Below are 24,646 nucleotides of genomic sequence, written 5' to 3'. Positions count from 1 at the left end.
TTCATCCACGTCGCGCCTCCCCGCGCGCCGCGCGCGCCTGCAGGCGGCTGGCCGCTTCGTGATCGCCGTCCGACGCCACCAGCGCGGCCAGGTGCAGCAGGGCTTCGCGATGGGTCGGATCCAGGTAGAGCGCCTTGCGGTAGGCCGCTTGCGCCTGGCGCGCATCGCCTGCCGCGTCCTGCAGCAGGCCTTGCAGATACAGGGCCTCGGCGCTCGCGCCGTGGGCGCCTATGTGCGCCAGGCACTGCGTCATCGCGTCCTGCACCCGGCCCTGGTCGGCCAGGGTCGCGATATGGCGCAAGGAGGCCTGCGCGTCGGGCAACGCGGCCGAGGCGGCCACGGGCGCCGCGGGTATCGCCGGCATGGGCGCATGCGCCAAAGGCAGGCCTGGCTCCGGCGCCTGGGCCAACGGCCTCCTGGGCGGCGTCCAGCTGTGCACGATGGGCCGCGCAGCCGCCGGCGCGGCAGGCTCCGCGGGCGGCGGCAGCGGCTTGGCCAGAAAGGCGAACGAACGCGCCATCGGCACCGCGGGCAGCCTGCGGCCCGTCAGCAAGGTGGTTTCGGCCGGGCCGACGAAAAGCACGCCGTCCTCGCGCGTGAAGCTGCGCAGCACCTGCACCGCGCGGGCCTGCGTCGCCGCGTCGAAGTAGATGAGCAGGTTGCGGCAGAACACGAAGTCATAAGGCGCCACCCCGGCCAGCAGATCGGGATCGAACAGGTTGCCCGCCTGAAACCGCACCTGCGCCGCCACCTGGGCGGCCAGTTGGTGGCCGTCGGCGGTCTCGAAAAAATAACGATCGCGATAGCCCAGGTCATCGCCGCGGAACGAATTGCGGCCGTACAGGCCGCGCCGCGCGAACTCGACCATGCGCACGCTGATGTCGAAGGCGTCGATCTGGAAGCGTTCGGCGGGCACGCCGGCGTCCAGCAGCGCCATGGCAATGGAGTAAGGCTCCTCGCCGCTGGAACAGGGCACGCTCAGCACGCGCAGCACACGGCCTTCGGCGCCCGCGGCGTACAGGCGCGCCCGCGCCAGCGCGGCCATGGCCGTCTGCGATTCGGGATAACGAAAAAACCAGGTCTCCGGCACGATGACCGCTTCGATCAGCTGCTGCATCTCGGCGGGTGCAGCCTGCACCTGCCACAGATAGTCCTGTTCGTCGGCAATGCCGGCCATGCCCATTCTGCGCCGCACCGCGCGCTCCACGGCGGCCTTGCCGATGGAGCCGCTATCCAGGCCCATGCGCCGCTTGAGCAAGGCGCTGAACTCGTCGATCAGCATCATGGCCGCGCCTCGCGCGCCGCGCCAGCGGCATCGGCATGGGCGGGAAACAGCAGCGCCCGCACCGGGGCGGGCAGCAGGTCGTCCACGTTGACGGCCTGCACCATGCCGCCGGCATCGCCGAGCACCGCGCCCAGATAGCGCGCCTGCGGATTGTCCAGGCCGCCGGACTGGAACGCGGCGGGATCGTAGTGCACGGTTTCGGTCGCCTGCTCCAGGATCAGTCCCAGCAGATGCTCCGGCCCGCCTGCCTGCGCCTGATAGCGCACCAGGGCCAGCCGGGTGCTGGTCACGGCGGCGGCCGCTCCGCCCCCCGCCAGCGCGCTCATGTCGATGACGGGCACTGCCACGCCGCGGCGGTCCATCACGCCGGCCACCCACGCGGGCGCGCCCGGCACCTGCTTGAACTGGCGCAGGCCCAGCACCTCGGCAATGTCTCTTGCGTCCAGCGCATAGCGGTCGCCGCCGATGCGGAACAGCAGGTACAGCCGGCGTCCGGCCGCGGCAGAGGGAGCGTGCTGCGCCATGGCAACCATCACACCTTGAAGCGCGAAACGCCGCTGCGCAGGTCGTTGGCGACCAGCGTCAGTTCCTCGATCGCCAGCGTGGACTGGCGCAGCGATTCCACGGTCTGCTGGGCGGCGTCGCTCAGCTGCTGCAAGGCCTGGTTGATCTGTTCGGCGCCGGTGGCCTGCGCCTGCATGCCTTCGTTGACCATCTGCACGCGCGGCGCCAGCGTCTGCACCTGCTGGATGATCTGCGACAGCTGGTCGCCCACCTGTTGCATGTCGGCCATGCCGCGCCGCACTTCCTCGGAGAACTTGTCCATGCCCATGACGCCGGCCGACACCGAGGACTGGATCTCGCGCACCATCTGCTCGATGTCGTAGGTAGCGACGGCGGTCTGGTCCGCCAGCCGGCGGATCTCGGTCGCCACCACCACGAAGCCGCGGCCGTATTCGCCCGCCTTCTCGGCCTCGATCGCCGCGTTCAGCGACAGCAGGTTGGTCTGGTCCGCCACTTTCGTGATGGTAGTAACCACTTGTGTGATATTGCCGGCCTTCTCGTTCAGGATCGCCAGCTTGGCGTTGACCGAACCGGCCGCGCCGACCACGTTGCGCATGGTGTCTTCCATGCGCGCCAGGCCCACCTGGCCGCTGCCCGCCAGCGCCGCGGTCTGCTCGGCGGCGCCGGAGACTTCGGCCATGGTGCGGACCAGCTCGCGCGAGGTCGCGGAAATTTCGCGCGAGGTCACGCCGATCTCGGTGGTGGTGGCGGCGACTTCGGAAGCCGTCGCCTGCTGCTGCTTGGAGGTGGCCGCGATCTCGGTAACGGAGGTGGCCACCTGCACCGCGGAGCGCTGCGTCTTGCCGACCAGCCCGGTCAGCTCGTCCACCATGCCGTTGAAGCCGGTTTCGATGGCGTTGAATTCGTCCTTGCGCGCCAGCGTCAGGCGCCGCGTCAAATCGCCGCCGCCGGTGGCCTCCAGCGTCTTGACGATGGCGCGCATGGGATTGGCGATGGCGCGCATCAGCAGGATGCCGCAGATGATGGCGGCCACGATCGCCAGGCCCAGCGACAGCAGCATGCGCGTTTCGGCGCTGCTCACCGATTGCTTGATGGCGACGGCCGCTTCATCGGCCTGTTTCTTGTTTTCCAGCACCATCCTGGCGAGGATGTCGCGGCCCTTGTAGAACGCCGGCCGCAGTTCGGCCTTGATCAGCCCCTGCGCCCGCGCCGGGTCCGCCAGCGTGGCGGGCGCAAGAATGTTGGCGCGAATGCGCCTGTACTCCTGCAGTTCTTTCTCGAACTCCTCGAACATCTGCCGGTCATCGTCGCGCGCGATGGTGCGGCGGTACTGTTCAGTGTGTTCCGCCAGCAGCTTATCGGTTTCGGGCAGACCCGCCAGGATGCTGCTGCGTTCCTGCTCCGTCTCCATGTTGAAGGCATCCTGGACCAGCACGAAACCGGCGAACCAGGAGGCGCGGATCGAGGTGCTGTAGTAGATGCCGGGCACGGCATCGTTATTGATCAGCTCGACTTCGGACTCGATGACCAGCAGGCGCCGGTAATCCATCACCACCATCAACGCCATGATGGCCAGAATCGCCAGGAAGCTGGCCAGGATGCGCTGGCGTAGTGTCAGATTCTTCATGCCGGGAGACCTCTATGCAAAATCAACTCGTCGATTGGACCGAAATATTCTGGAACAAAACCAGGGACACAAGGCTGTCCATTTATTACGGGATGTTGTGAGTTGGTCGACAATTATTGCAAAGGCAAACGCCGACAGCCACGTAAAACGCGGAAATTGCCGGAAATATGGCGTTTTGCGTCGGAAAAAAGCAAAGCCCTCTTACAAGGGCTTGTCTTTTCCCGCAACAATGCGTACCGGACCCGTTTTCAGGCGGCGCCGCTCCAGAGCGCCGCGGGCGGGCGGGATTGCACCCAGTCGCGCGCCTGCCCGTAGGCGTGCGCAAGCTGCAGCACGGCCAGGTCGGCCTGCGGCGGCCCGATAAGCTGCATGCCCATGGGCAGCCCGGCGGCGTTGAATCCCACCGGCACGCTGATCACCGGGCAGCCCGCCAGCGTCCAGGGCGTAACGGTCTCCATCCAGCGGTGATAGGTGTCCATGGGACGCCCGGCGATCTCCTTGGGCCAGTCCAGCGCCGCGTCGAAGGGGAACACCTGGGCCGACGGCACCGCCAGATAATCCACGTCGTCAAACATGCGCAGCACGGTCTGATACCAGGCGCTACGCTCTTCCGTGGCCTGGTAAACCTGCCGCGCCGTCATGCCTTCCAGCCCTTCGACCTCCCAGACCACGGCGGGCTTCACCAGCTTGCGGGTTTCGGGATTCTGGACCAGGGGGTGCAGTTGTCCGCCCACCATCAGGTGGCGGTGGGCCAGCCAGATGCGCCAGAGGCGCTCGCCGGCGAATGGCACCCGGTAGTCGACCGCTGCGCAGCCGGTCTGCGCCAGGTCGGCCAGCGCCTGCTCGCACAGTTCCAGAATGCCCGCCTCCATCGGCAGATAGCCATTCCAGTCGCCCAGCCAGCCCACGCGCTTGCCGCGCAGGTCGGTGTCCAGCGGCTGGGCGAACTGCGCCGGGTCGCCGGTCAGGGACAACGGCACGCGGCGATCGGGGCCGGCCATCACGGACAGCAGCATGGCCACGTCGCGCGGCGTGCGGCCCATCGGCCCCTCAAACGCGAGCTGCTTGAGGAACACCTCGGTCGATGGCCCGTAAGGCACCCGGCCGGCGGACGGACGCATGCCGTAGACGTTGCAGAACGCTGCGGGATTGCGCAGCGAGCCGCCGAAATCGCTGCCGTCCGCCACCGGCAACATGCGCGCCGCCAGCGCCGCCGCCGCCCCGCCGCTGCTGCCGCCCGCTGTCCGGGAAGGGTCGTAGGGGTTGCCGGTGGCGCCATACACCTGGTTATAGGTGTGCGAGCCCAAGCCGAACTCCGGCACGTTGCTGCGGCCGATGAAGATGGCGCCGGACGCGCGCATGCGTTCGATGATGATGGAGTCATGCGCCGTGACCTGATCCTTGTAGACCAGCGAGCCCATGGACGTGACCATGCCGCGCACCGCGGTCAGGTCCTTGGGCGCCTGCGGCATGCCATGCAGCCAGCCCAGCCACTGTCCCGCGGCCAGTTGGGCGTCGCGCTCATCGGCTTCGCGCAGCAGTTCGTCGCTGTCACGCCGCGCAACGATGGCGTTGAGCTTGGGATTGACCCGGTCGATGTGCGCCAGATAGGCCGCCATGACCTCGCGGCAAGACACCTGACGCTTGCGGATCGCCTCGGACAGCGCGTGCGCGGGCAGCGCCACGATGTCGTTCAATGGGGCGGCTGCGGCCGGGGCGGCAATGGTCATGCGGGTCTCCTTGCGGCGCGCCTTCGACTCGGGGCGCCTGTTCATATGGGGTCGCGCTTGCCGGACGCCGGCCGCGCAGGCAGACAATACTACGCAAACCGCAGGCGCCGCGCTTGCCGCGCCGGATCCCGCGGCAGGCCGGAAAACTTGCGCCAGATCAAACCGCTGGCGGGCGCACCCGCCCTAAGATCGCCATCCGCCCCCCAAGGAGACGAGCTTGAACTCGACCGCCGACATCTGCACCGAAGCCGAAATCCGCGACCTGGTGCACGCCTTCTACGGCAAGGCGCGCGCCGACGCGCAGCTGGGCCCGGTCTTCAACAGTCAAGTGCACGACTGGGACGAGCATCTGGCGACCCTGTCGGATTTCTGGTCCGCCGTGCTGCTGGGCACACGCCGCTTCACCGGCATGCCCATGCCCAAGCATGCCGCCATGCCGCATCTCAGCGCGGAACTGTTCGAGCGCTGGCTGGCGCTGTGGCAGGAGACCACCGACGCCCTGCCCAACCGCGCCCTGGCCGACGCGGCACAGGAAATGGCCAGGCGCATGGCGCGCAGCCTGTGGTACGGCTACCAGCTCAGCCGCGATCCCAACCAGCCGCTGACCGAGTTGCGCCCGGCCTGATCACTCCACTCGCCACCAGCCGGGCAACAAGCCGCGCACCTTGGCGCGGCGGTAGCGGTCGTCGATCAGGTGCACCGTGCCCACGTCGTGTTCCGTGCGGATGACGCGGCCCGCCGCCTGCACCACCTTTTGCATGCCGGGGTACAGGTAGGTGTAGTCGTAGCCGTTCTCCACGCCATAGCGCAAGTCCATGGCGCGCTTCATGTTCTCGTTCACGGGATTCACCTGCGGCAACCCCAGCGTGGCGATGAACGCGCCGATCAGCCGCTTGCCGGGCAGGTCCACGCCTTCTGAAAAAGCGCCGCCCAGCACCGCGAAACCCACGCCCTGCCCCGTTTCGGTAAAGCGCGCCAGGAACGCGGCGCGGCCCGCCTCGTCCATGCCCGGCGTCTGCAGCCAGATCGGCACCGAAGGATGGCGCTCACGCATCCGGTCCGACACCTGGCGCAGATAGTCGAAGCTGCTGAGAAAGCCCAGGTAGTTCCCCGGCCGCTCGGCGTATTGCCGCGCAATCAGTTCGACGATGGGCGACAGCGAGCGCTCGCGGTCGCGATAGCGCGTGGACACATTGCCTACCACCCTCACCGCCAGCTGCTCGGCCTGGAATGGCGCGGCCACGTCGAGCCAGGGGGTGGCCGCGGGCAGGCCCAGCGTGTCGCGGTAGAACTGCTGCGGGCTCAGCGTGCCCGAGAACAGCACCGTGGCGTGCGCGGCCGCGTAACGCGCCGCGAGGTACGGCGCCGGGATCACGTTGCGCACGCACAGCACGGAGGGCGGCATCTTGGCGCCGGCCGCGCTGGCGTCCGACAAGGTCACGTCGAACAGCGCATGCGAGCCGAATTGCTCGGCCAGACGCATGAACTGCAAGGCCTCGAAATAGAACCCCAGCAGGGGATCATCCTGCGGCAACGGGTTTTCGGCCATGTGCTCCATGATCGCGCCGACCGCCTTCTGCACCGCGGCCAGCACCCCGGCCGCGACTTCGTCATAGGCCTGGTAGCGCTCTGCCTGCTTCTTGTTGAGCGCGTTCCATGAGCGCTGCAAGCCATCCAGGGACTTCTTCAACCCCTTGGGCGCGGCGTAGCGCGCCGCCGCCAGCGAGGCCTGGTCGAGCTCGCCCGTGTACATGCGGCGCGCCCGGTCGACCAGGTTGTGGGCCTCGTCCACCAGCACGGACACCTTCCACTGGTAGGCCTGCGTCATGGCGTACAGCATTGCCGTGGCGTCGTAGTAGTAGTTGTAGTCGCCCACCACCACGTCGCTCCAGCGGATCAGCTCCTGCGACAGGTAGTACGGACAGACCTGGTGTTCGCGCGCGGCCGCGGCCACCGTCGCGGCATCCAGCCGCGCGTGCGCCAGCGCGGCCTCGCGCGCCTGCGGCAAGCGGTCGTAGAAGCCCTGGGCCAGCGGACAGGATTCGCCATGGCAGGCCAGGTCCGGATGCACGCAGGTCTTGTCGCGCGCCTGCAGATCCAGCACCCGCAAGCCGGGCGCGGCGGGCTGCGCGTTGACCGTGTCCAGCGCCTCCAGCGCCAGGCCGCGGCCCGGGCTCTTGGCGGCCAGGAAGAAGATCTTGTCCAGGCCCGCGCCCGGGCTGGCCTTGAGCAGCGGAAAAATCGTCCCCAGCGTCTTGCCTATGCCGGTGGGCGCCTGCGCCATCAGACAGCCGCCGTCGCGGGCCGTGCGGTACGCGGCCACGGCGAGCTCGCGCTGACCCGCGCGGAATTCGCCGTGCGGAAACTTCAGCGCCTCCAACGCCGCGTCGCGCGACTGGCGGTGCGCCAGTTCCGTCGCCGCCCAGGCCAGGAATCGTCCGCATTGCTCGCGGAAGAACGCCTCCAGCGCGGCGGCCTCGTGCGTTTCCACCAGCACCGTCTCTTCCTCGGTGACCACGTTGTAGTACACCAGCGCCACGCGCAGGCTTGCGAGTCCGCGCGCCTGGCAGAGCAGATGCCCATACACCTTGGCCTGCGCCCAATGCACGGCGCGGTGGTTGTCGCGCACGCTATCGAGTTGGCCGCGGTAGGTCTTGATTTCTTCGAGCTGCTTGGCCACGGGGTCGTAGCCGTCGGCGCGGCCGCGCACCAGCAGGTTTTCATGCTGGCCGGACAGCGCCACCTCGGTCTCGTAATCCGGCCCCCGGCGGCCCGTCACGACCGCGTGGCCCGCCATGCCCTCCAGGCCGGTGGGCGCGGGCGTGAAGCGCAGGTCCAGATCCCCTGCCCGCGCCGTGAATTCGCACAGGGCGCGCACCGCCACGGCATAGCTCATGCGTCGTCCTCGCGCCAGCTGACGTGGCACACCCGCACCGGCATGCCATGCGACACGCAATACCGCAGCCAGCGGATCTGGTTGTCCTGCAGCTTGTCGCCCGGCCCCTTGACCTCGATCAGTTCATAGCGGCGCTCGGCCGGCCAGAAGCGGATCAGGTCCGGCAGGCCGGAGCGGTTGGTCTTGACGTCGCGCAGCAGGCGTTCGAAGTAGAGCTTCAAGTGGGCGGCAGGCAGGCAGTCCAGCGCCTGCGTCAGCAGGTCCTCCGACAGCGCGCCCCAGAAAACGAAGGGCGATTGCAGGCCGGATTTTTCGGCATAGCGATGCAGGATCAGGTCGCGGTAGCCCGGCGTGTCCAGCTGCGCCAAGCACTGCGCGAACAGCGCCGAGCGGCGCTCATGGAAATCCGGCGCGTCCAGGTCGGCCGGGCCGCGTTGGAACGGGTGGAAGAAAGCGCCTGGCAAGGGCGCGAACACCGCGGGCCAGCACAGCAGTCCGAACAACGAATTGATCAGCGCATTTTCCACGTAGTGCACGGGCGCATCGTCGCGGTGCAGGTGGTCGCGCGTGACGAACTCCACCGAGGCGGGCTCTGCCGGCCGCGCCAGCGTCAGATCGGTGCGCAGCAAGGCGGGAGCCGGTTCGCGCGCCGGCGCGCCCTGCCCTGCGCCACGGTACAGCCGCGGCAGCATGCGCGCCAGGCGCTGGCTTTCCTCTTCGCTTTCAGGCTGAGCCTGGGCCTGCAGCGCCAGGGCCAATGCGTCGCCGTGCCGCGCCATGCGCTCATACACGCGGATGCGGCGGTGGCGCGCGCCGGGATACGCGCAGGCCTCGTACACGCGTTGCGCGGTGCCCCAGTCCTGCAACCGCTCGCAAGCCTGCCCGATGCGCAGCAGAACCTTGGCCCGGCGCTTTTCCAGCCAGGGGTTGCCGCTGGCGCAGGCCTGGACGGCCAGCATCAGCGCATCGGCATCGGCCCCCTCTTCCAGCGCGACGCGGCAAGCGTGCAGCGCCAGATAGCAGTCCACGTCTTCACGCGTCTGGAAGGCGCGCGACGAGGCGTCGAACGGCACGGTCTCGTACTGAAACACGCCCAGGTCGGCCAGCACGAACTCCGACCAGTCCTGGTGCAGATTGCCGAAAAACATCAGGCGGAATCGCTCGCAGATGTCCGATACGGTGACGCGCCAGACCGGCTCGTCCGCCGCGGGATTCCAGTCCGCATAAGGCCGCGCATCCGCGCCCGCCGCGCGCGCGGCCTCCAGCAGATCGCCCTTGCGCGAGGCGGACTTGGCCGGCAGCTGCGCAAACATGCGGTTCAGCTCCAGCTTGGTATGCAGGCCGAAGAGTTCATCCAGCGTCATCGGCGCCTGCGCGTCCAGCCAGCCCAATTGCAGCAGCGGGCCGGCGGCAGCCTCGGTCGCGCCGATCTCTTCGTAGGTCAGCCGGCTGGCGCGGAACCAGGGGCCGCGCCGCATCAGCATGCGCACCATCAGGGCCTGGGATGCCTGCGGCAAGGCGGGAAATTCCGCCATGAAGCCGCGCTCGGCGTTGTCCAGCAGGTCGGCGTAGCGCTCGCCCACCCAGGTCAGCGCGCGCTGGAAGTTGTGCAGATAGTAGTAACGGTAGGCGGGAAACATCGGCCGGGCCGGAGGACTGGATATTTATCCAGCAATCATAGCAGGCGCGCCCGTCCCGCGTCCCGCGCTTCAGGCCTGCCCGTGGCGCACCAGAACGAAACCTTCGTCTTCTTCCGGCTCGACGAAGTACGCCGTGATCGCGTCGTATTGTTCGTCCGTGGTGGTGTATGGGTGCGTGCCCGAGGCATTGCGCGCGCGCAGCCTGGCCTTGCAGACCTCGTCGGGCAGATCCAGGAAATGCAGCTGATGGGCGCAGCCGGCCTCTTGCGCCACCTGGCGTAGCCATGCGCGGCTGCGCCGCGTGTTGGCCGGGAAGTCCAGCACCACCGACAAACCCGCCCTGACCAGCGCCGCCACATGGCTGCCCATGGCGTTGCGCAGGCGGCTGGCGCAGCGGGCGTAGTCGGTCAGGTCCACGATCTCTCCGGGGTACAGCGTCGCCAGCCAGCTGTCCTCGCTGAGCAGGATGGTGCCGGGCCGCGCCGCCAGCGCCTGCGCCAGCGTGGATTTGCCGGCGCCGATCTTGCCGCACAGGAAGTGCAGCATGGGCGTGGCCGTGGTGGAAGGTTCTGTGGACATCATGAAGTGCTCTCCTGGAAAAAACTGCGGCAGGAGGCGGGCCAACAAAAAACCCGCCTCTGGCGGGTTTATGTAGCGATGTACCGACGCGCGCTAACCCACCATGGACCTGATGGTGGTAATAATCAGCGCGAAGGCGGTTGCGGGGCTATGCATGTGGCGTAGCTTGCGCCCGGCATCGGGGCTTGTCAAATCGCCCATGAAAAACGCGGCGCCGGCAGCCGCAAGGGCTTGCCGGCGCCGCGCGCGCGGTCAGGCGTCAACGCGCCGGCTGCGGCGCCGCCCCCACATCCTTGCGCACCTTGGCCACGTCGGCGGCGGTGACGGCCGCCCCCTGGTTGCCCCAGCTGGACCGCACGAACGTCACCACGTCGGCGACCTCCTTGTCGGTCATGCGCCAGTCAAAGCCCGGCATCGCGTAAGCAGTCGGCGCGGCGGCGGTGGCCGGCATCTGCGCGCCCTTGAGCACGATGTGGATCAGGGACGCGGGGTCCGCCGAGTTCACCGTGGAGCTGAGCGCCAACTGCGGGAAGGTTTCCGCATAGCCCTTGCCCGTGCTGCGGTGGCAGGCCGCGCAGTTGTTGAGGAACGCCATGGCGCCGTCGCCCTTGTCGTGCCCTGTGCGCAGCGCCTGCGCCACGGACTCGTTGTAGGCCAGCGGCTTGGTGGCGTCCTTGTTCACCGGCGGCAGGCTCTTCAGATAGGCCGCGATGGCGTTCAGGTCGGCATCGGACAGATGCTGCGTGCTGTCGCCCACCACCTGAGCCATGCCGCCGAAAGCCGCGGAATGGCCGTTGCGGCCGGACTTCAGGAAGGCCACGATGTCCGCCTGGCTCCAGCTGCCCAGGCCGTCGGTGGTGTCGCCGCGCAGGTTCTTGGCCAGCCAGCCTTCGACCACGCCGCCGGACAGGAAGGCCGAGCCGTCCGCCTCGGTCAACGCCTTTTCCTGCAAGGCGACGCCGCGCGGCGTGTGGCAGGTGCTGCAATGGCCCAGGCCTTCGACCAGGTACTGGCCGCGCAAGAGCGCGGCGCGGTCGGCGCCCTGGGTGTCAGCCGTCACCGGCGCCGTGGCCACGTCAGGCGCAAACATCCAGCGCCACACGCCTAGCGGCCAGCGCATCGACAAAGGCCAGATGATGTCCGTGTCCTTGTTCTCCTGCTTCACCGGCTCGACGCCGTGCATGAAATAGGCGTACAGGGCCTTCACATCCTCGGGCGTGACCTTGGCGTAGGCGGTGTACGGCATCGCCGGATACAGCGAGTGTCCGTCCTTGGCCACGCCGTGGCGCACGGCACGGTCGAAGTCCTCGTAGGAGTAGCCGCCGATGCCGGTGTTCTTGTCGGGCGTGATGTTGGTGGAATAGATCATGCCCAGCGGCGAATCGATGCCCAGGCCGCCCGCGAACGGCTTGCCGTCCTTGGCCGTGTGGCAGGCGATGCAGTCGCCGGCGCGCGACAGGTACTCGCCCTGCTTGATCATCTGGGCGTCGGCGGCGGCCGGCGTGCCGTCCGCGGCGAACGCGGCGCTGGCCGCCAGGGCGGAGATGGCCGCAACAATGGTCTGCTTAATCATTGTGCCGTCTCCTTAAGCCTGGACCAGCGGGCCGGGATTCTTCAGGTACAGGTCGCGGATCGCCTGCGCCGACCAATAGGCCAGCGCCCCGACCAGGCCGGTGGGGTTGTAGCCCATGTTCTGCGGGAACACGCAGGCGCCCATCACGAACAGGTTGGGCACGTCCCAGCTCTGCAGGTACTTGTTGACCACGCTTTCCTTGGGATTGGAGCCCATGATGGCGCCGCCCGTGTTGTGCGTGCTCTGGTAGACCCGTGTGTCGTAGCGCGCGCCCTTCTTGCGCACCCCCACGGCATACTTTTCGGGCTTCATGGCCTTGGCCACTTCTTCCATGCGCTTGCCCATGTAGCCCAGCATGTCGAATTCGTTGTCATGCCAGTCGAAGGTCATGCGCAGCAGAGGCTGGCCGAAGCTGTCCTTGTAGGTGGGGTCCAGCGACAGGTAGGCGTCGCGGTACGACATCACCGAACCGGAAATGCCTATGGTCATGTGGCGCTGGTAGGCGTCCTGCACCCCGGCCTTCCAGCCCGTGCCCCAAGTGGGCGTACCCGGCATGGTGGGCGTCTGCTTGATCGGACGGCCGCCGTAGCGCACGTGGCGGATGCTGGCGCCGCCCAGGAAACCCAGCGGACCGTGGTCGAACTGGTCGCCGTTCAGGTCGTCCATGCCCACGCCGCCCGCGCCCGTGCCCACGAAGGGGTTGAGCTGGGTGCCCTTGGGCAGCAGCACGCTGACGCCGCCGTTCATCTGGTAGGCGTAGTTCTTGCCCACCACGCCTTCATTGGTCTTGGGATCGTAGGGCTTGCCGATGCCGGACAGCAGCAGCAGGCGCACGTTGTGCATCTGGTAGGCCGACAGGATCACCAGGTCCGCCGGCTGCTCCACTTCGCGGCCTTGCGCGTCGATGTAGGTCACGCCCACGGCCTTCTTGCCGCTGGAATCCAGATTGACCTTGATCACGTGCGAATGCGTGCGCAGTTCGAAGTTGGGCTTCTTCAGCAGCACCGGCAGAATGGTGGTCTGCGGCGAGGCCTTCGAATACATGTAGCAGCCGTAGTTCTCGCAGAAACCGCAGAAATTACAGGGCCCCAGGCGCACGCCATATGGGTTGGTGTACGGACCCGAGGCATTGGCCGCGGGCGCCGGATACGGATGGAAGCCGACTTCGCGCGCCGCCTTGTCGAACAGCTGGGCGCCGTAGGTGGTGGTCAGGGGCGGCAGCGGGAATTCCTTGCTGCGCTTGCCTTCCAGCGGGTTGCCGCCTTCGACGATCTGGCCGTTCAGGTTGCCGGCCTTGCCGGAGGTGCCGCAGACGTATTCGAACTTGCTGAAGTACGGCTCCAGCTCGTCATAGGTCACGCCGAAATCCTGGATGGTCATGCCTTCAGGAATGAAGCTCTTGCCGTAGCGCGTTTCGTAACGGGTGCGCAGCTCCAGCTCTTCGGGCAACACGCGGTAGTGCATGCCGTTCCAGTGGAAGCCCGCCCCGCCCACGCCCGTGCCCAGCAGGAACGAACCGTTCTGCCGGTACGGCACGGCCACATCGTCCACGCCATGGCGGATGGTCACGGTTTCCTTGGACAGGTCCTGGAACAGCTTGCCGCGCACGGAATACGCCAACTCGTCCGCAACCTTGGGGTACTCGGCGTCCTTGGGCGTGTCCTGCATCGCGCCGCGCTCCAGCGCCAGCACGTGCAACCCGGCCTCGGTCAGCTCCTGGCCGAGGATCGCGCCGGTCCAGCCGAACCCGACCAGCACCGCATCGACTTTGTCTTTTTTGATCGCCATGGCTTAACCCTTCTCCCCAGAGATCGACACGGGGCCGTAGGGATACTTCGCGTTGGGCTGGTCGGCCCAGTCCATGAAGTCCGCGCGCGCGCCCGGGAAACCCACCATCTTCCAGCCCACCATGTTCTTGTTGCCGCCGTACATCGGATCGGCGAAGAAACCTTCCTTCGTGTTGGAGAGCAGGAAACTGAAGAACGTCCTGGCGGGCACGCTCTCGAATTCGATCTTGCCGCCTTGCAGGTCCTTGAGGATCTGCTCTTGCAGCGCCTTGTCCAGTTCGGCATAGACCTTGCCGTGCGTCTTCACGCACCAGGCGTCACAGGCCTCGATGCCGTGGCGGTAGACCTCGCGGGGATTCTGGTTCAGCTGGTAACCCAGTTCCGGCACCTGGTCGGTGTGGAACGGACCTTGCATGTACCAGAGCTTGCCGTGGCCGAACGGGGTTTCCATCTGGCGGTCGATGAACTCCGGCACGCCGGCCTCGATGGCGCCGGGACCGTACTGGTCTGCGGGAATCAGATGATCCACCGCGGCCACGATGAAGGCCCATTCGGCCTTGGTGAAGTAGGTGGGTTCGTAGGGCTTGGCCGCGCGCGCAGCGGCGCTATCCGGCTCGTTGGTACAGCCGGTGGTCATTGCGCCCACCGCCAGCGTCGACGCCGGCACGATGGCCAACGCCTGCAGGAACCGCCTGCGCGGCTTTGCGTCTTCTGTCATAGACATCTCCGTGAATACTCCAAGTTGTCCTAGCTACCGAACATGAACCTGGGAACACGAACCGCCGAGCTAGTGACAACACGCTCTTCGCTTACAGAAAATCGACCCGATCCCCATGACATGCAGCTTGGGAAAGGGTGCGCACATTATGCGCTTTTTAAGCCATCTGATACGCTCAACAGACCATATCAGATCGATTTTCTTGACATGAAAATAAGTTTTGCATTAAGGACAAAGTAAGAAACCCGCTTGCGCGGGTTTCATGTCACTGCGGTGCGCGGCTAGCGCGCGATTGCGGCCTTGCCGCCGGCGAGCCGCTATCGTCAGGACTCGTCGAACAGCCGGCCGTATCCGGGCCTTGCCTTCGCCCCTCCCCCCGCAAGCCGCACGGCGTCCCAGAACCCCGCCGGCGAACTCGACACCACCGGCACGCCCAGGCGGCGCTCGACTTCGGGTATGGCGTCCAGCGTCAGCAAGCCGCCGCAAGACAGCAGGATGCCGTCGCTATCGGGCGCCGCTTCGAAGGCACGCACGCACAGGTCGACCAGCGTGGCCGTATCCACGCGCGCCATGGCCTCCACGCCCGTGATGCCAAGGCTGCGGCAGCCGGTGGGAACCAGGCTCTCTTCGGCCAGGAATGCCGCCAGGCGCTCGTTCACATCGTCGATATAGGCCGTCGCCAACGCGACGCGGCGCACGCCCAGGGCGCGCAATCCGTTCAGGACCGCCGTGCTCATGGTCGTGCATGGCAGTCCCGTGGCTTCGCGCATCGCTACGGTCAACGCGGCATTGAAGGCCGCGCCCCGGTAGAAGCTGAGCGAGGTGCCCATCAGCGAAACCACCGCCGCGCCCTGCTCTTGCAGGCGGCGCGCATGGTCCACCACCGATTCGATCACGGCGTCATAGCCTTCCGGCGTGACGGAGCCCAGCCCCAGCCCGCTGGCAATGAAGGACAGATCGGGATAGAGCCGCGCCCCATCCGCCGGCACCAGACCCGCGGCGGGCGGCACGATCATGCCGATGGTGGGAGTGCTTGCTTGCTGCATGAAAAGTTCTCCTACTGTGGATACCGAAAATCTCAAGGGGCGAAGGTCAGCTTGGCGCGCGAGATCAGGTCGACCCAGCGCTGCTCCTGCGCGGGCAGCCACGCGGCGAGCGCGTCGGCGGGCTGGTAGCGCACCAGCGAACCCTGCGCGATGAAAGCTTCCCGCAGCTTGGCGTCGGCCAATACCTGCGGCAGCGCCTGCGTGATCCTTGCCAGCGCGGCAGGCGGCGTCTTGGCTGGCGCCAGCAGGAAGATCGCCGGGGTCGCGTCAAAGCCCGGCAGCGTCTCTGCCACGGTCGGCACATCCGGCAAGCCCGGGAACCGCTCTGCGCCCAGCACCGCCAGAATGCGTATGCGCCCCGCGCTTGCCTGCGGAATCACCGCCGGCAGGCTGGAAATGGCGGACGACACCTGATCCGATGCGACCGCCTGGGTGGCCGGGCTGCCGCCCTTGTATGGCACATGCACCAGATCCACGTTGGCCATGGACTTGATCAGTTCGCCACCCAGATGATGCATGGAGCCCACACCCACCGAGGCGTAGGTGTAGCGGCCCGGCTCCTTGCGCGCCATGGCCAGCAGGTCCGGCAGCGTGCGCGCCGGGCTGGCTGCGGGCACCGCCAAGGCCAGCCCGGCGTCGCCCACCATGGCGACCGGCGTGAAGCTCGTGTTCATCCGGTAATTGACCTTCGGATAGATGTGCGGCGCAAGCAGCAGCGAGGTATCCGCCAACAGCAAGGTCGCGCCGTCGGGCTCGGCGCGCGCCACCACGTCGGCGGCGATGGTGCCTCCAGCCCCCGCGCGATTTTCCACCACCATCGGCCGGTCGATCGCCTGCGCCAGCCCCTGGGCCAACAGGCGCGCCAAGGTATCGACGCCGCCGCCCGGCGAGAACCCGACCACGATCTTGACCGGCGTGGTCTGCGCCTGCGCGGCCGGACTGGCGGCGGCGATGAACAAGGCGGCCGCAAGGCCTGCAACTCGATGGAACACGGCTAGTCTCCTGCTTCTGTTTTTGATCGATGGCGCAAAAACGCCGGACAGCATCGCGCCCCGGCCGGCGCCGGTAAACGCGGTGGACAAGGTTCAATTGACCGGCTTGGTATGCCTGCCCGCGGTGCGCGGGCCATACAGCCAGGCAAGCGTGGCCGCGGCCGGCGCGGCCTGCTCCGCGGCGCGCATGCTGCCTACCGCGGCGTACAGCCCCTGCGGAAAGCGCTCGGCGAACTCGCGGAACTGCTGCCCGCCCTCGACGATGTGGCGGGTGGCGGCCTGCGAGGCCGCACGCTCGTCGCCGTCCAGCACCGCCTCCAGCACGCCGGCGTGTTCCCGCCAGGAACAGGCAAGGCGGCCCGGCTGGTCGAAATGCCGCAGCCGGTACGGATGGGTGCGCTTGCGTATCGCCATGATCTGCTGGATCAGGTAGCTGTTGCCGCTGGCGCGATAGAGGATGTCGTGGAACGCGAGATTCGCCGCGGCGTAGCCGCCGGGACGGCTTGCGGCCCGGGCCGGCTCGGCGTCGCGGTGCGCAGCCAGCAGTTCGGCGCGCCCGGCCTGGGTGATGCGCTGGCTGGCCAGCCCCGCGCACAGCCCTTCCAGATAGGCCAGGGTTTCAAACATATTGGCCAGTTCGCCGGGTTCCAGCGCCGCCACGAAGATGCCGACACGCGGCTTGATGTGCACGAAGCCCTGGGCCGAAAGCTGCAGCAAGGCGTCCCGCACGGGCGTGCGCGAAACGCCGCAACGTTGCGCCAGCAACGCCTCGTCCAGCGCCAGGCCCGGAGGCAACTCGGCATTGACGATCTGATCCTCCAGCGTCTGCCGTATCCGATCAGCCGCCGTGGCGGGGTAAGGCTTCTGCATCACGATTCCTAGCGGGCAACAGTGGAAGAATTATCGTCAGGGAGATCTGATATATCAACGCACGCCCGCGCTCCGGCAAGCCGCGCGCCGTTCTGATTTTCTTGACAGGAAAACGCCTTCTGCATTAATGACAAGGCATGCCGCGCTGGACGCGATCCGCACACCTATGGATATCCAATGAACGACAAGACCAAGACTTGGCGCAGCACCACGACGACGCGCAGCTGGAGCGCCGCGCAGGACCTGACGCCCGAACAGCGCGCCAACATCGAAGCACTGCTGGACGGCGGGATGGACGGCGCCACGGTCAACGAGACCTGGAGCTATGCCGGCACCGAAAACGGCGAGTCCTTCAAGGTCGAGATCAAGAACGGCGCGGTCACGGTCAACGGCCACAAGTACGACAGCCTGGACGACGTGCCGCGCGCCGAACGCGAACGCATCGAGGCATTGCGCGCCGGCCAGGGCGACGGCGGCCTGTGGGACATGCTGCGCAATGCCGGCGTGGACGTGGAAAACCTGGCGCCGGGATTGAAGCCGCAGGACGCCAAGCCTGAGTTCGTGATCGAGACCGATGACCCGGCGCCGACCCGCGCCCCGGCGGCATCCGTTCAGTCCGCCCCGAACACGGGCCTGCCGCCGGGCGCCGTGCCGCCCAAGGGCGGCGGCCTGCGCAGGACGCTGCTGATCGGCGTCGCGATCGGCCTGGGCTGGTGGGTGGCGCGGGCGCTGAACCTGTTCTGAGGCATGCTCCCGACGAATTGTTTCAAAACTTGGCCGCCGCACGTGGCAACGCCATGCGCGACATGCATGGAAACATAAGGACAGAACCCGCCAGGAGCAGCGCGCCTACGATCTGGGATTCCCGATGCGCGCCATCTGCGCGCCTGGAGTCCGGATGCGCGTACTGCACTCGCTCAGAGCCCGTATCGCCGCCAGCCTGGCAGGCATAGGCTCTCTGCTCGCCGCGGCCAGCGTCGCGATTTACGGCGCCTACGGCAAGCTCAACCGCGCGTCCGAACCGGTATATGGCCCAGATGTCTCGATCCAGACCGGCCAGTGGCAGGTGGTGCCGCGCCGCGCCTGGACCGCGTCCACCCCCAAGGTCTACGGCGTGCCGGTCAAGCCAGGTGCCACCGCGCTGGTGGTCGAGGCCGACCTCACCAACCGCACGGCCGAATCGAGCGCCGACTATCTCGGACTGCTGCGCTGGAATGCGCCGCTGGGAGCGGCTGCCGGCAAGCCCATGGTGGTCGGCCTGCGCGACTCGCAGCAAATGCCTTATCTGCAGCCCGGCCTGCCCGAGCGCATGGCCTTCGTCTGGATGCTGCCGCCCGCGGCCGCGGCGCCCGTGCGCACCGCGCTTGCCCTGCAGAGCAAGATCTACAAGCCCGTCGACAATCTGTATGGCGCGCCGGGCTGGTTCAATCCCGCGAACGTGGGCCGGATCGAGTTGCCGATAGCCCCGGACGGCGCACCGGAGTCAGCGCCATGAGCGCGCGGCTGGGCACGCTGCTGCTGGTGCTGGCCGCCGCGCTGGCCCTGTACGCCATGCAGCGCAGCACGCCCCGCTACATGGCGCTGACCGGACCCATCACGGCAAGCGGCGCAATGGGACAGACGGTGAGCGCCAGGCAGTTCGACGTCACCGTGGAGCGCGTGCAGTTCGCGCAGCAATTGCGCTACCGCAGCCTGAGCGCTACGCAGACGCGCACGACGGGCGGCGTATGGGCCATCGTCTGGCTGCGCCTGGCGGCCCGGGACACGTCGGCCACTGTCGGCGAAGCCGCCTGGCTCGGACCCGACGGCCTGGCCTACCGCCACACGGACCGTCTCGTGCTCGCGCGCAACCAGCCGCCCCACGCCGTGGAACCGGGCCTGCCGCGCATCGTGCGGCTGGTGTTCGAGATCCGGCCCGATCAGGCGCGCGACGCCACGCTGCTGCTGTCCGCGCGCTATGACCCGCGCCTGGATTCGCAGGTGCGCATTGCGCTGGACGACATCCCGCTGGACGCCTCCGGCCGGCCCGTCAGCGCCACCAGCTACGATCTCGAACAGGAGGCCGCCCCATGAATGATGCGGCCGCGAGCGAACGCCGCTGGCGCCGCCGCAGCCTCTGGTTGCTGCCCATCCTGCTGGCCCTGACGCTGTACTGGAGCGCCCGCGACAGCGTGGCACGCTGGCTCGAGGGCCGCGAACTGCGGCCGCGCGAGATAGCGGCTGGCGCGCAGGCGCCGCTAGGCGGCGCGCAATGGCAGTTGCGGCAATTCGCGGTGCTGGAGCCGCCGGCCGGCAGGGGCTGGCAGCCCGGCTCGCGCGCCGCGCTGGCCGCCTTCTCCGTGCAGGTGCAATCTGCCGATCTGCCCACGCGCTGGCGCGGCTGCCGCATTGCGCTGCATGATGCGCAGGGGCGCACCTGGCTGCCCGCCATCGCCCCGGCCTTGCGCCTGCCGCGCGGCACCGCGCGCGGCTGCGTGGCCGCGGCCCACAGCGGCGCCGCCCCCGGCGCCAGCGTCGAAATCATGGAAGCCTTCATGGTGCCCGCCGACGCAGCCGCGCCCTGGTCGATCACCGTGTCCATCGATGCCGAGCGGCCCGCCTACCTGCGCTTCGCGCCGCCGGATCCTGCCGGCTGACTCATGCCGCGGGCGCGGGCGCCGCGCTGCGCATCTTCCAGGGTGCGTAAGCGCATTCCAGCACGGCGGCAAGAAAGCAGATGCGCAGGGGCTCGATCAGCAGGCCCGTGGAAGAATCGCGGAACGGACTGCCGAACAGCAGCGAAACGCCATGCGCCAGCACCTGCCAGGTATCCAGGTCGTTCGGACCGATCAGGCGCGCCGCGCCGTACCACAGCCACGCGGCGCCCCAGTCGATCAGGCGGTAGCCCACGATGAGCGTGACCAGCAGCAGCGCGCTGCTGTGAAAGGCCAACCGCACGCCGCTGGCCAGCGGCAGATAACGCTTGCGGTAGCCGGCCACGAAATGCTCGATGAAATCGCGCAGAAAACGCGGCACGGCGCGGTAGCGGTCGCCCAGCCGTTGCAGCCGTTGATAGCGCCTGAGATCGGCATCGTCGCGCACGTCATAGCCATAGACCAACGCGGCCATCACCAGCCATATCACCGGCAACAAGGCATAGAAGAACAGGCTGATCAGCGTCGTGCCCAGGCCGGGCCCTTGCGCCTCCACGGGCGTCATGCCCGCCGCCCAGGCATTCGTGACGGGCGTCAGCATGTTCATCAGGGACTGCAGCAACGCCTCCAGGCCGCGCCGGTCGGCCAGCCACTGCCACGCCTGGTCCTTCCAGCGGCTGATGACGTACAAGCCGATCAGCACCCAGTTGGTTTCGCACAGCACCACCAGCCATTGCCAGCGGCCCTTGCCCGTGCGGTCGCGCGCCGTCACCGCCGCCTTGCGCACCAGCCACGAAATCGCCACCGAGACCAGCAGCCAGCGGGAATCCAGCGCGTCCAGCACGTTGCCGTGCTCGCCCAGCGGATCCAGCCCGTAGGCCAGGCGCGAGTATTGCCGCACGATGTCGCCCAGAAAGCCCCAGGCCGCGTAGTAGGCGAAGAACGGCAGCAAGGCCACCGTCAACGCCTGCCCCAGCCGCCCTCTGCTCCCGCCCGTCTCCGCCTGCCCGGCGCGCGCCGCTTCCTGCGCGCCGCGCAAGGCCGGCAGCCCCGGCAGCAGCACGAGAAACATCGCGACGGTGGTCACCAACTGAGCCAGCGCCACCAGCGTAAGCACGGCCAGGCCGGCGAGATGGTTGGCGAAGCCGGTCTGCGCCGCCACCCACAGCAGCACATCGCGGGCCAGCGTGCCTGCCAGCACCAGCGCCATCAATTGCGGCCAGAACCGCAGCCACAGCCGGCCGGTGAGCGCCCATGGCGCGAGTACGGACTCGAGCATGCCTACACCCTGCAGTGCGCGGATTGAAGCGGACGATGTTAATGCCGCCGGGACGCGCGGAGTGTTACCGCTCGCCACGATTGCGCACAGGGTGTCAATATGCGGACATGAGCACATTGACATTCCGCCCCGCCACCGCCGACGACGTCCCTGCCTGCGTGACGATCCGAGGCCTGACCAGAGAGAACGCATTTTCCGTGGAGGAACTGCGCGCATTGGGCATCACCGAGGACAACTGGGCCGCCGGCGTACGCGCGGGCGATCTGCGTGGCTTCGTCGCCTGTGCGGACGGCCGTGTGACAGGCTACTGCTTCGGCGACCGCGAGACCGGTGAAATCGTGGTGCTGGCCCTGCTGCCCGAAAGCGAAAACCAGGGCGCAGGCAAGGCGCTGCTGCGGTTGATGGTCCAGCATCTGGCAAGCCTGGGACACGAACGCCTGTTCCTCGCCTGCGCCAGCGATCCCGCCGTGCGCTCCCATGGCTTCTACCGCCACCTGGGTTGGACGCCCACCGGAGAACGCGATGACGCCGGCGACGACATCCTGGAACTGTCGATCAGATAGTTTCCAGACGCCAGCCGCCGCTGCCCGCGGCCAGCCGGTGCGTCAGGTCCAGGCTGTCCATGAACGCGTCGTCATGGGACACCACGACCAGGGCGCCCCGGTAGGCGCGCAGCATCGCCTCCAATGCCTGCATCGACGGCAGATCCAGGTGATTGCTGGGTTCATCCAGCAACAGCAGCTGCGCGGGCGGGTCCGCGTACAGCGCGCAGGCCAGCGCGGCCTTCAGGCGCTCTCCTCCGCTGAGTTCGCCGCTGGGCGCCGCGATCTTGCGCGCGTCCAGCCCCAGCTGGGCCAGGCGCGTGCGCAAGTCGGCTTGCGTCGCGCCGCGATTGGCCGCTTGCAGCTGCGCCAGCACGGACTGCTGCGGCGCCAGCATGGCTAATCGTTGATCCAGATACACGGCCTTTGCCGCGACTCGGCAGGTTCCGCCCGATGCCTGCAGCTGCCCCGCCAGCACCTTGAGCAAGGTCGACTTGCCGCAACCGTTCGGACCGACCACGCCCACGCGCTGCCGCCCGCCCAGCGCAAGGTCGATGCGGCGCGTGGCGGCCGGGACGAACGGCAGCTCCACCGCGTCCAGCTCGGCGACGCGCCGCTGCGCTGGCATTGCGGCTGGCGGCGCATGCAACACGATGGCGTCCTGCTCGTCGATCTGCCCAGCCGCCTCGCGCACGCGCAAGGCAAGCTGCTCGCTGACGGCCTCATGCTGGCGACGCAGCTTGCCGGCGGAGGTTTCGCTGCGCGCCTTCTGCCGGCCCAGCAGGATCTTGGCCTGATTGGCGTCGCGCGCCTGCCGGTTGCCGCGCGCCTGGCGGCGCTCCTGGCGTTCGCGCTGTTCGCGCAGGGCCTGTTCTTCGCGTTGGCGCTCATGCTTGCGCTGCTCCAGCAGCGACAGCGCGCGGCCCCGTTCCTCTTCCTTGCGCTGCGCGTAAAAGCTGTAGCCGCCGCCATACCCGCGCAACCCAAGCGGCGACAATTCCACGATGCGTTGCATCGCCTCCAGCAATTGCCGGTCGTGGCTGATCACCAGCAAACCGCGCGGCCAGCGTCGCAGCTGTTCGGCCAGGGCCAGCCGGTTCGGCCTGTCCAGGTGGTTGGTGGGTTCGTCCAGGATCAGGAAGTCGGCGTCCGACAGCAAGGCGCCGATCAGGGCGACACGCATGGCCTCGCCGCCGCTGAGCGCGGCGGCCGGCGTCGCGGCATCCAGGTGGCCCAGGCCGCAGCGTTCCAGTTCCTGCTGCAACGCAAGGCGCGCATCCCAGCGCTCGCCCACGATGTCGAAGTCCTCGGCGGCGGCGCTACCCGCTTCGATGCGTCCCAGCGCAGCCAGCGTGGCCTGCATGCCCGCCAGGCCGGCCACGGTTTCCGCCGCGCCAGGCGCCGCCTGCTGGGCCAGGTAATGCACGCTGCCCGAACGCAGGCAGCGGCCGTGGGCCGGCGGCAGTTGTCCGGCAAGAATGCGGGCCAGCACGCTCTTGCCCACGCCATTGCGGCCCACCAGCCCGGCAGGCCGCAGGTCGAACTGTTCGTCGAGACCGGAGAATAATGTTCTGCCGTCCGGCAGAACATAAGACACGCCTTCCAGCGCGATATAGGGATTCGTCATGTGCAATTCCAAGGATGCCAAGAACTCCCCCTGCTCTTTGGGGGTGGGTGGAGACTGGCCGTCGCGAAGACGGCGGCATCAGTGGCGCATGGCGAATGACTCCTGGTGAGGTGATGAATACGGCATTGTAAGAGCGACGGCGGCGCGGGCGCAAAGGTAAGGCTATGCCTGCTCCCGCCGCGCGCCACAAGCGCCTGTCCGTCCCGACAGGATCATGGTGCGCTCGTAGTCTTCCGCCAGCAAACGCATCACATCGGCCACACCCTGCGCGCCGCCGCAAGCCAGGCCATACAGCGCGGGCCGCCCGATGAATACGGCGCGCGCCCCCAGAGACTGGGCACGCACGATGTCCGCGCCGCTGCGCACGCCGCTGTCCAGGAATACCGGGATGCGGTCGGCGACCGCGTCGACGATCCCGGGCAGCACGCTGATCGACGAGGGCGCGGCATCCAGTTGGCGGCCGCCGTGGTTGGACACGATGAGGCCGTCCACGCCATGCCGCGCCGCCAGGACGGCATCCTCGCGATGCAGCACGCCTTTCAACAGCAAGGGGCCATCCCACAGGCTGCGCAGCCAGCGCAGGCTGTCCCAGGTCAATGAACGGTCCATGCTGCGCGCAAGCAGGGAGGCCTGCACCTCCATGGATAGGGATTCGTCGGCGTGTGCAGCCAGGTTCACGAAGCGCGGCGGGCCACCGCGCAGCATGCGCAGCGCCCACCCGGGCCGCCGCGCCACGTCCCAGGCGATCCGAGGCGTGATCCGGAACGGCATGGAAAAGCCGTTGCGCACATCGCGCCAGCGCCTGCCGCCCACCGGCACGTCAGCCGTCAGGACCAGCGCACGGTAGTCCGCCGCGCGCGCCCGCCGCACGAGCTGTTCGGCCAGCCGGCGGTCCTGCATTACATATAGCTGCAGCCATTGTTCGCCGCCGCCAGCGATGGCGCGCACGTCCTCGGCCCGCTGGTTCGAGGCGGTGGACTGGACAAACGGCACGCCCATTTCCGCCGCCGCCCGCGCCAGCATGCCGTCGCCGCCGGGGCGGATCACGCCATTCAGGCCGGTGGGCGCCAGCGCAAACGGTTGCCGCCAGACCGATCCGTACACCTCAACCGAAGCGTCGACTTCTCGGGTATCCCTGAGCACCCGCGGCGTCAGCCGGATCCGCTCGAAGTCTTCCCGGTTGGCCCGCAGGCAGGTTTCGTGCTCCGCGCCCCCGTCCACGAACTCGAACACGAAACGGGGCAGCACCTTGCTGGCCCGGTTTCGGTAATCCTCCATCGTCAACAGCACGCCGCAC

General features: G+C 68.0%; 22 protein-coding genes. 6 read left to right on the top strand and 16 right to left on the bottom strand.

The features are described from left to right. Position 1: 1 nt before the first annotated feature. From NGK62_RS18590 to NGK62_RS18575, 4 genes are all read right to left on the bottom strand, one after another. Entirely contained in the window at positions 2-1,285 is a 1,284-nt protein-coding gene (locus tag NGK62_RS18590) for a CheR family methyltransferase (protein WP_251879750.1), read from the bottom strand. Next, positions 1,282-1,818 carry a chemotaxis protein CheW gene (locus tag NGK62_RS18585; RefSeq protein ID WP_118933288.1) on the bottom strand — a complete coding sequence of 179 codons (537 nt, stop codon included), beginning with the start codon at positions 1,816-1,818 and terminating at the stop codon, positions 1,282-1,284. Before NGK62_RS18585 ends, NGK62_RS18590 begins: the two co-directional genes overlap by 4 nt. Continuing rightward, the gene (locus tag NGK62_RS18580; RefSeq protein ID WP_059373124.1) at positions 1,818-3,437 is read right to left on the bottom strand and encodes a methyl-accepting chemotaxis protein; all 1,620 of its coding nucleotides are present in this window, start codon (positions 3,435-3,437) and stop codon (positions 1,818-1,820) included. The genes NGK62_RS18585 and NGK62_RS18580 overlap by 1 nt, the downstream gene beginning before the upstream one ends. 248 nt (positions 3,438-3,685) lie before the next feature. After that, positions 3,686-5,167, bottom strand: a complete 1,482-nt coding sequence (locus NGK62_RS18575; protein ID WP_251879749.1) for an amidase — start codon at positions 5,165-5,167, stop codon at positions 3,686-3,688. Between the two features lie 217 nt (positions 5,168-5,384). Here NGK62_RS18575 and NGK62_RS18570 point away from each other — a divergent pair, with 217 nt between their 5' ends. Continuing rightward, positions 5,385-5,792: a group III truncated hemoglobin gene (locus tag NGK62_RS18570; RefSeq protein WP_059373127.1), complete on the top strand. Its 408-nt coding sequence runs from the start codon at positions 5,385-5,387 to the stop codon at positions 5,790-5,792. On the opposite strand, the gene NGK62_RS18565 is transcribed toward NGK62_RS18570, so the two are convergent. The 9 genes from NGK62_RS18565 to NGK62_RS18525 form a co-directional block, all read right to left on the bottom strand. Beyond that, positions 5,793-8,063, bottom strand: coding sequence for an ATP-dependent DNA helicase (locus NGK62_RS18565; RefSeq protein ID WP_251879748.1), 2,271 nt, complete (start codon positions 8,061-8,063; stop codon positions 5,793-5,795). It lies immediately after the preceding gene. Beyond that, entirely contained in the window at positions 8,060-9,703 is a 1,644-nt protein-coding gene (locus NGK62_RS18560) for a VRR-NUC domain-containing protein (protein ID WP_251879747.1), read from the bottom strand. The genes NGK62_RS18565 and NGK62_RS18560 overlap by 4 nt, the downstream gene beginning before the upstream one ends. Before the next feature lie 69 nt (positions 9,704-9,772). Further along, positions 9,773-10,285: a P-loop nucleotide/nucleoside kinase family protein gene (locus tag NGK62_RS18555; RefSeq protein WP_251879746.1), complete on the bottom strand. Its 513-nt coding sequence runs from the start codon at positions 10,283-10,285 to the stop codon at positions 9,773-9,775. Between the two features lie 256 nt (positions 10,286-10,541). Next, a complete protein-coding gene (locus tag NGK62_RS18550; RefSeq protein WP_251879745.1) occupies positions 10,542-11,855 on the bottom strand; it encodes a cytochrome c in 1,314 nt (437 codons plus the stop codon). Between the two features lie 12 nt (positions 11,856-11,867). Then, positions 11,868-13,643 carry a GMC family oxidoreductase gene (locus NGK62_RS18545; RefSeq protein WP_059373138.1) on the bottom strand — a complete coding sequence of 592 codons (1,776 nt, stop codon included), beginning with the start codon at positions 13,641-13,643 and terminating at the stop codon, positions 11,868-11,870. Between the two features lie 3 nt (positions 13,644-13,646). Continuing rightward, on the bottom strand, positions 13,647-14,360 hold the full coding sequence (locus tag NGK62_RS18540) for a gluconate 2-dehydrogenase subunit 3 family protein (protein WP_059373140.1): 714 nt from the start codon (positions 14,358-14,360) through the stop codon (positions 13,647-13,649). 323 nt (positions 14,361-14,683) lie between these two features. Beyond that, complete coding sequence (locus NGK62_RS18535; RefSeq protein ID WP_251879744.1) at positions 14,684-15,406, bottom strand: arylmalonate decarboxylase; 723 nt, start codon at positions 15,404-15,406, stop codon at positions 14,684-14,686. 32 nt (positions 15,407-15,438) lie between these two features. Then, positions 15,439-16,398 carry a Bug family tripartite tricarboxylate transporter substrate binding protein gene (locus NGK62_RS18530; protein WP_251879743.1) on the bottom strand — a complete coding sequence of 320 codons (960 nt, stop codon included), beginning with the start codon at positions 16,396-16,398 and terminating at the stop codon, positions 15,439-15,441. A gap of 93 nt (positions 16,399-16,491) precedes the next feature. Continuing rightward, positions 16,492-17,268 (bottom strand): GntR family transcriptional regulator, encoded by a 777-nt coding sequence (locus NGK62_RS18525; protein WP_118933295.1) that lies wholly within the window; start codon positions 17,266-17,268, stop codon positions 16,492-16,494. 177 nt (positions 17,269-17,445) lie between these two features. Here NGK62_RS18525 and NGK62_RS18520 point away from each other — a divergent pair, with 177 nt between their 5' ends. From NGK62_RS18520 to NGK62_RS18505, 4 genes are all read left to right on the top strand, one after another. Then, entirely contained in the window at positions 17,446-18,012 is a 567-nt protein-coding gene (locus tag NGK62_RS18520; RefSeq protein ID WP_251879742.1) for a hypothetical protein, read from the top strand. Between the two features lie 154 nt (positions 18,013-18,166). After that, positions 18,167-18,763 (top strand): hypothetical protein, encoded by a 597-nt coding sequence (locus tag NGK62_RS18515; RefSeq protein ID WP_251879741.1) that lies wholly within the window; start codon positions 18,167-18,169, stop codon positions 18,761-18,763. Next, on the top strand, positions 18,760-19,341 hold the full coding sequence (locus tag NGK62_RS18510; RefSeq protein WP_251879740.1) for a hypothetical protein: 582 nt from the start codon (positions 18,760-18,762) through the stop codon (positions 19,339-19,341). Before NGK62_RS18515 ends, NGK62_RS18510 begins: the two co-directional genes overlap by 4 nt. Next, entirely contained in the window at positions 19,338-19,904 is a 567-nt protein-coding gene (locus NGK62_RS18505) for a hypothetical protein (RefSeq protein WP_059373162.1), read from the top strand. The genes NGK62_RS18510 and NGK62_RS18505 overlap by 4 nt, the downstream gene beginning before the upstream one ends. Position 19,905: 1 nt before the next feature. Here the strand turns inward: NGK62_RS18505 and NGK62_RS18500 are convergent, their stop codons facing one another. Next, positions 19,906-21,180 (bottom strand): hypothetical protein, encoded by a 1,275-nt coding sequence (locus NGK62_RS18500; protein ID WP_251879739.1) that lies wholly within the window; start codon positions 21,178-21,180, stop codon positions 19,906-19,908. Between the two features lie 107 nt (positions 21,181-21,287). Here NGK62_RS18500 and NGK62_RS18495 point away from each other — a divergent pair, with 107 nt between their 5' ends. Further along, positions 21,288-21,743 carry a GNAT family N-acetyltransferase gene (locus tag NGK62_RS18495; RefSeq protein ID WP_251879738.1) on the top strand — a complete coding sequence of 152 codons (456 nt, stop codon included), beginning with the start codon at positions 21,288-21,290 and terminating at the stop codon, positions 21,741-21,743. Here the strand turns inward: NGK62_RS18495 and NGK62_RS18490 are convergent. Further along, entirely contained in the window at positions 21,736-23,349 is a 1,614-nt protein-coding gene (locus NGK62_RS18490; protein WP_251879737.1) for an ABC-F family ATP-binding cassette domain-containing protein, read from the bottom strand. The two genes, NGK62_RS18495 and NGK62_RS18490, sit on opposite strands and share 8 nt — an antisense overlap. A 162-nt stretch (positions 23,350-23,511) precedes the next feature. Beyond that, entirely contained in the window at positions 23,512-24,639 is a 1,128-nt protein-coding gene (locus tag NGK62_RS18485; RefSeq protein ID WP_118932179.1) for an alpha-hydroxy acid oxidase, read from the bottom strand. Between the last annotated feature and the right edge of the window lie 7 nt (positions 24,640-24,646).

The sequence above is a fragment of the Achromobacter sp. Marseille-Q4954 genome, from assembly GCF_943737025.1.
GTDB classification, from domain to species: domain Bacteria; phylum Pseudomonadota; class Gammaproteobacteria; order Burkholderiales; family Burkholderiaceae_B; genus Achromobacter; species Achromobacter bronchisepticus_A.
This window is presented reverse-complemented; position numbering and strand designations above follow the sequence as displayed.

Excerpts from the sequence above, each read along its gene's own strand:
- NGK62_RS18590 (WP_251879750.1), bottom strand. The coding sequence starts at position 1,285 with ATGATGCTGATCGACGAGTTCAGCGCCTTGCTCAAGCGGCGCATGGGC.
- NGK62_RS18585 (WP_118933288.1), bottom strand. The coding sequence starts at position 1,818 with ATGGTTGCCATGGCGCAGCACGCTCCCTCTGCCGCGGCCGGACGCCGG.
- NGK62_RS18580 (WP_059373124.1), bottom strand. The coding sequence starts at position 3,437 with ATGAAGAATCTGACACTACGCCAGCGCATCCTGGCCAGCTTCCTGGCG.
- NGK62_RS18575 (WP_251879749.1), bottom strand. The coding sequence starts at position 5,167 with ATGACCATTGCCGCCCCGGCCGCAGCCGCCCCATTGAACGACATCGTG.
- NGK62_RS18565 (WP_251879748.1), bottom strand. The coding sequence starts at position 8,063 with ATGAGCTATGCCGTGGCGGTGCGCGCCCTGTGCGAATTCACGGCGCGG.
- NGK62_RS18560 (WP_251879747.1), bottom strand. The coding sequence starts at position 9,703 with ATGTTTCCCGCCTACCGTTACTACTATCTGCACAACTTCCAGCGCGCG.
- NGK62_RS18555 (WP_251879746.1), bottom strand. The coding sequence starts at position 10,285 with ATGATGTCCACAGAACCTTCCACCACGGCCACGCCCATGCTGCACTTC.
- NGK62_RS18550 (WP_251879745.1), bottom strand. The coding sequence starts at position 11,855 with ATGATTAAGCAGACCATTGTTGCGGCCATCTCCGCCCTGGCGGCCAGC.
- NGK62_RS18545 (WP_059373138.1), bottom strand. The coding sequence starts at position 13,643 with ATGGCGATCAAAAAAGACAAAGTCGATGCGGTGCTGGTCGGGTTCGGC.
- NGK62_RS18540 (WP_059373140.1), bottom strand. The coding sequence starts at position 14,360 with ATGACAGAAGACGCAAAGCCGCGCAGGCGGTTCCTGCAGGCGTTGGCC.
- NGK62_RS18535 (WP_251879744.1), bottom strand. The coding sequence starts at position 15,406 with ATGCAGCAAGCAAGCACTCCCACCATCGGCATGATCGTGCCGCCCGCC.
- NGK62_RS18525 (WP_118933295.1), bottom strand. The coding sequence starts at position 17,268 with ATGCAGAAGCCTTACCCCGCCACGGCGGCTGATCGGATACGGCAGACG.
- NGK62_RS18520 (WP_251879742.1), top strand. The coding sequence starts at position 17,446 with ATGAACGACAAGACCAAGACTTGGCGCAGCACCACGACGACGCGCAGC.
- NGK62_RS18515 (WP_251879741.1), top strand. The coding sequence starts at position 18,167 with ATGCGCGTACTGCACTCGCTCAGAGCCCGTATCGCCGCCAGCCTGGCA.
- NGK62_RS18510 (WP_251879740.1), top strand. The coding sequence starts at position 18,760 with ATGAGCGCGCGGCTGGGCACGCTGCTGCTGGTGCTGGCCGCCGCGCTG.
- NGK62_RS18505 (WP_059373162.1), top strand. The coding sequence starts at position 19,338 with ATGAATGATGCGGCCGCGAGCGAACGCCGCTGGCGCCGCCGCAGCCTC.
- NGK62_RS18500 (WP_251879739.1), bottom strand. The coding sequence starts at position 21,180 with ATGCTCGAGTCCGTACTCGCGCCATGGGCGCTCACCGGCCGGCTGTGG.
- NGK62_RS18495 (WP_251879738.1), top strand. The coding sequence starts at position 21,288 with ATGAGCACATTGACATTCCGCCCCGCCACCGCCGACGACGTCCCTGCC.
- NGK62_RS18490 (WP_251879737.1), bottom strand. The coding sequence starts at position 23,349 with ATGACGAATCCCTATATCGCGCTGGAAGGCGTGTCTTATGTTCTGCCG.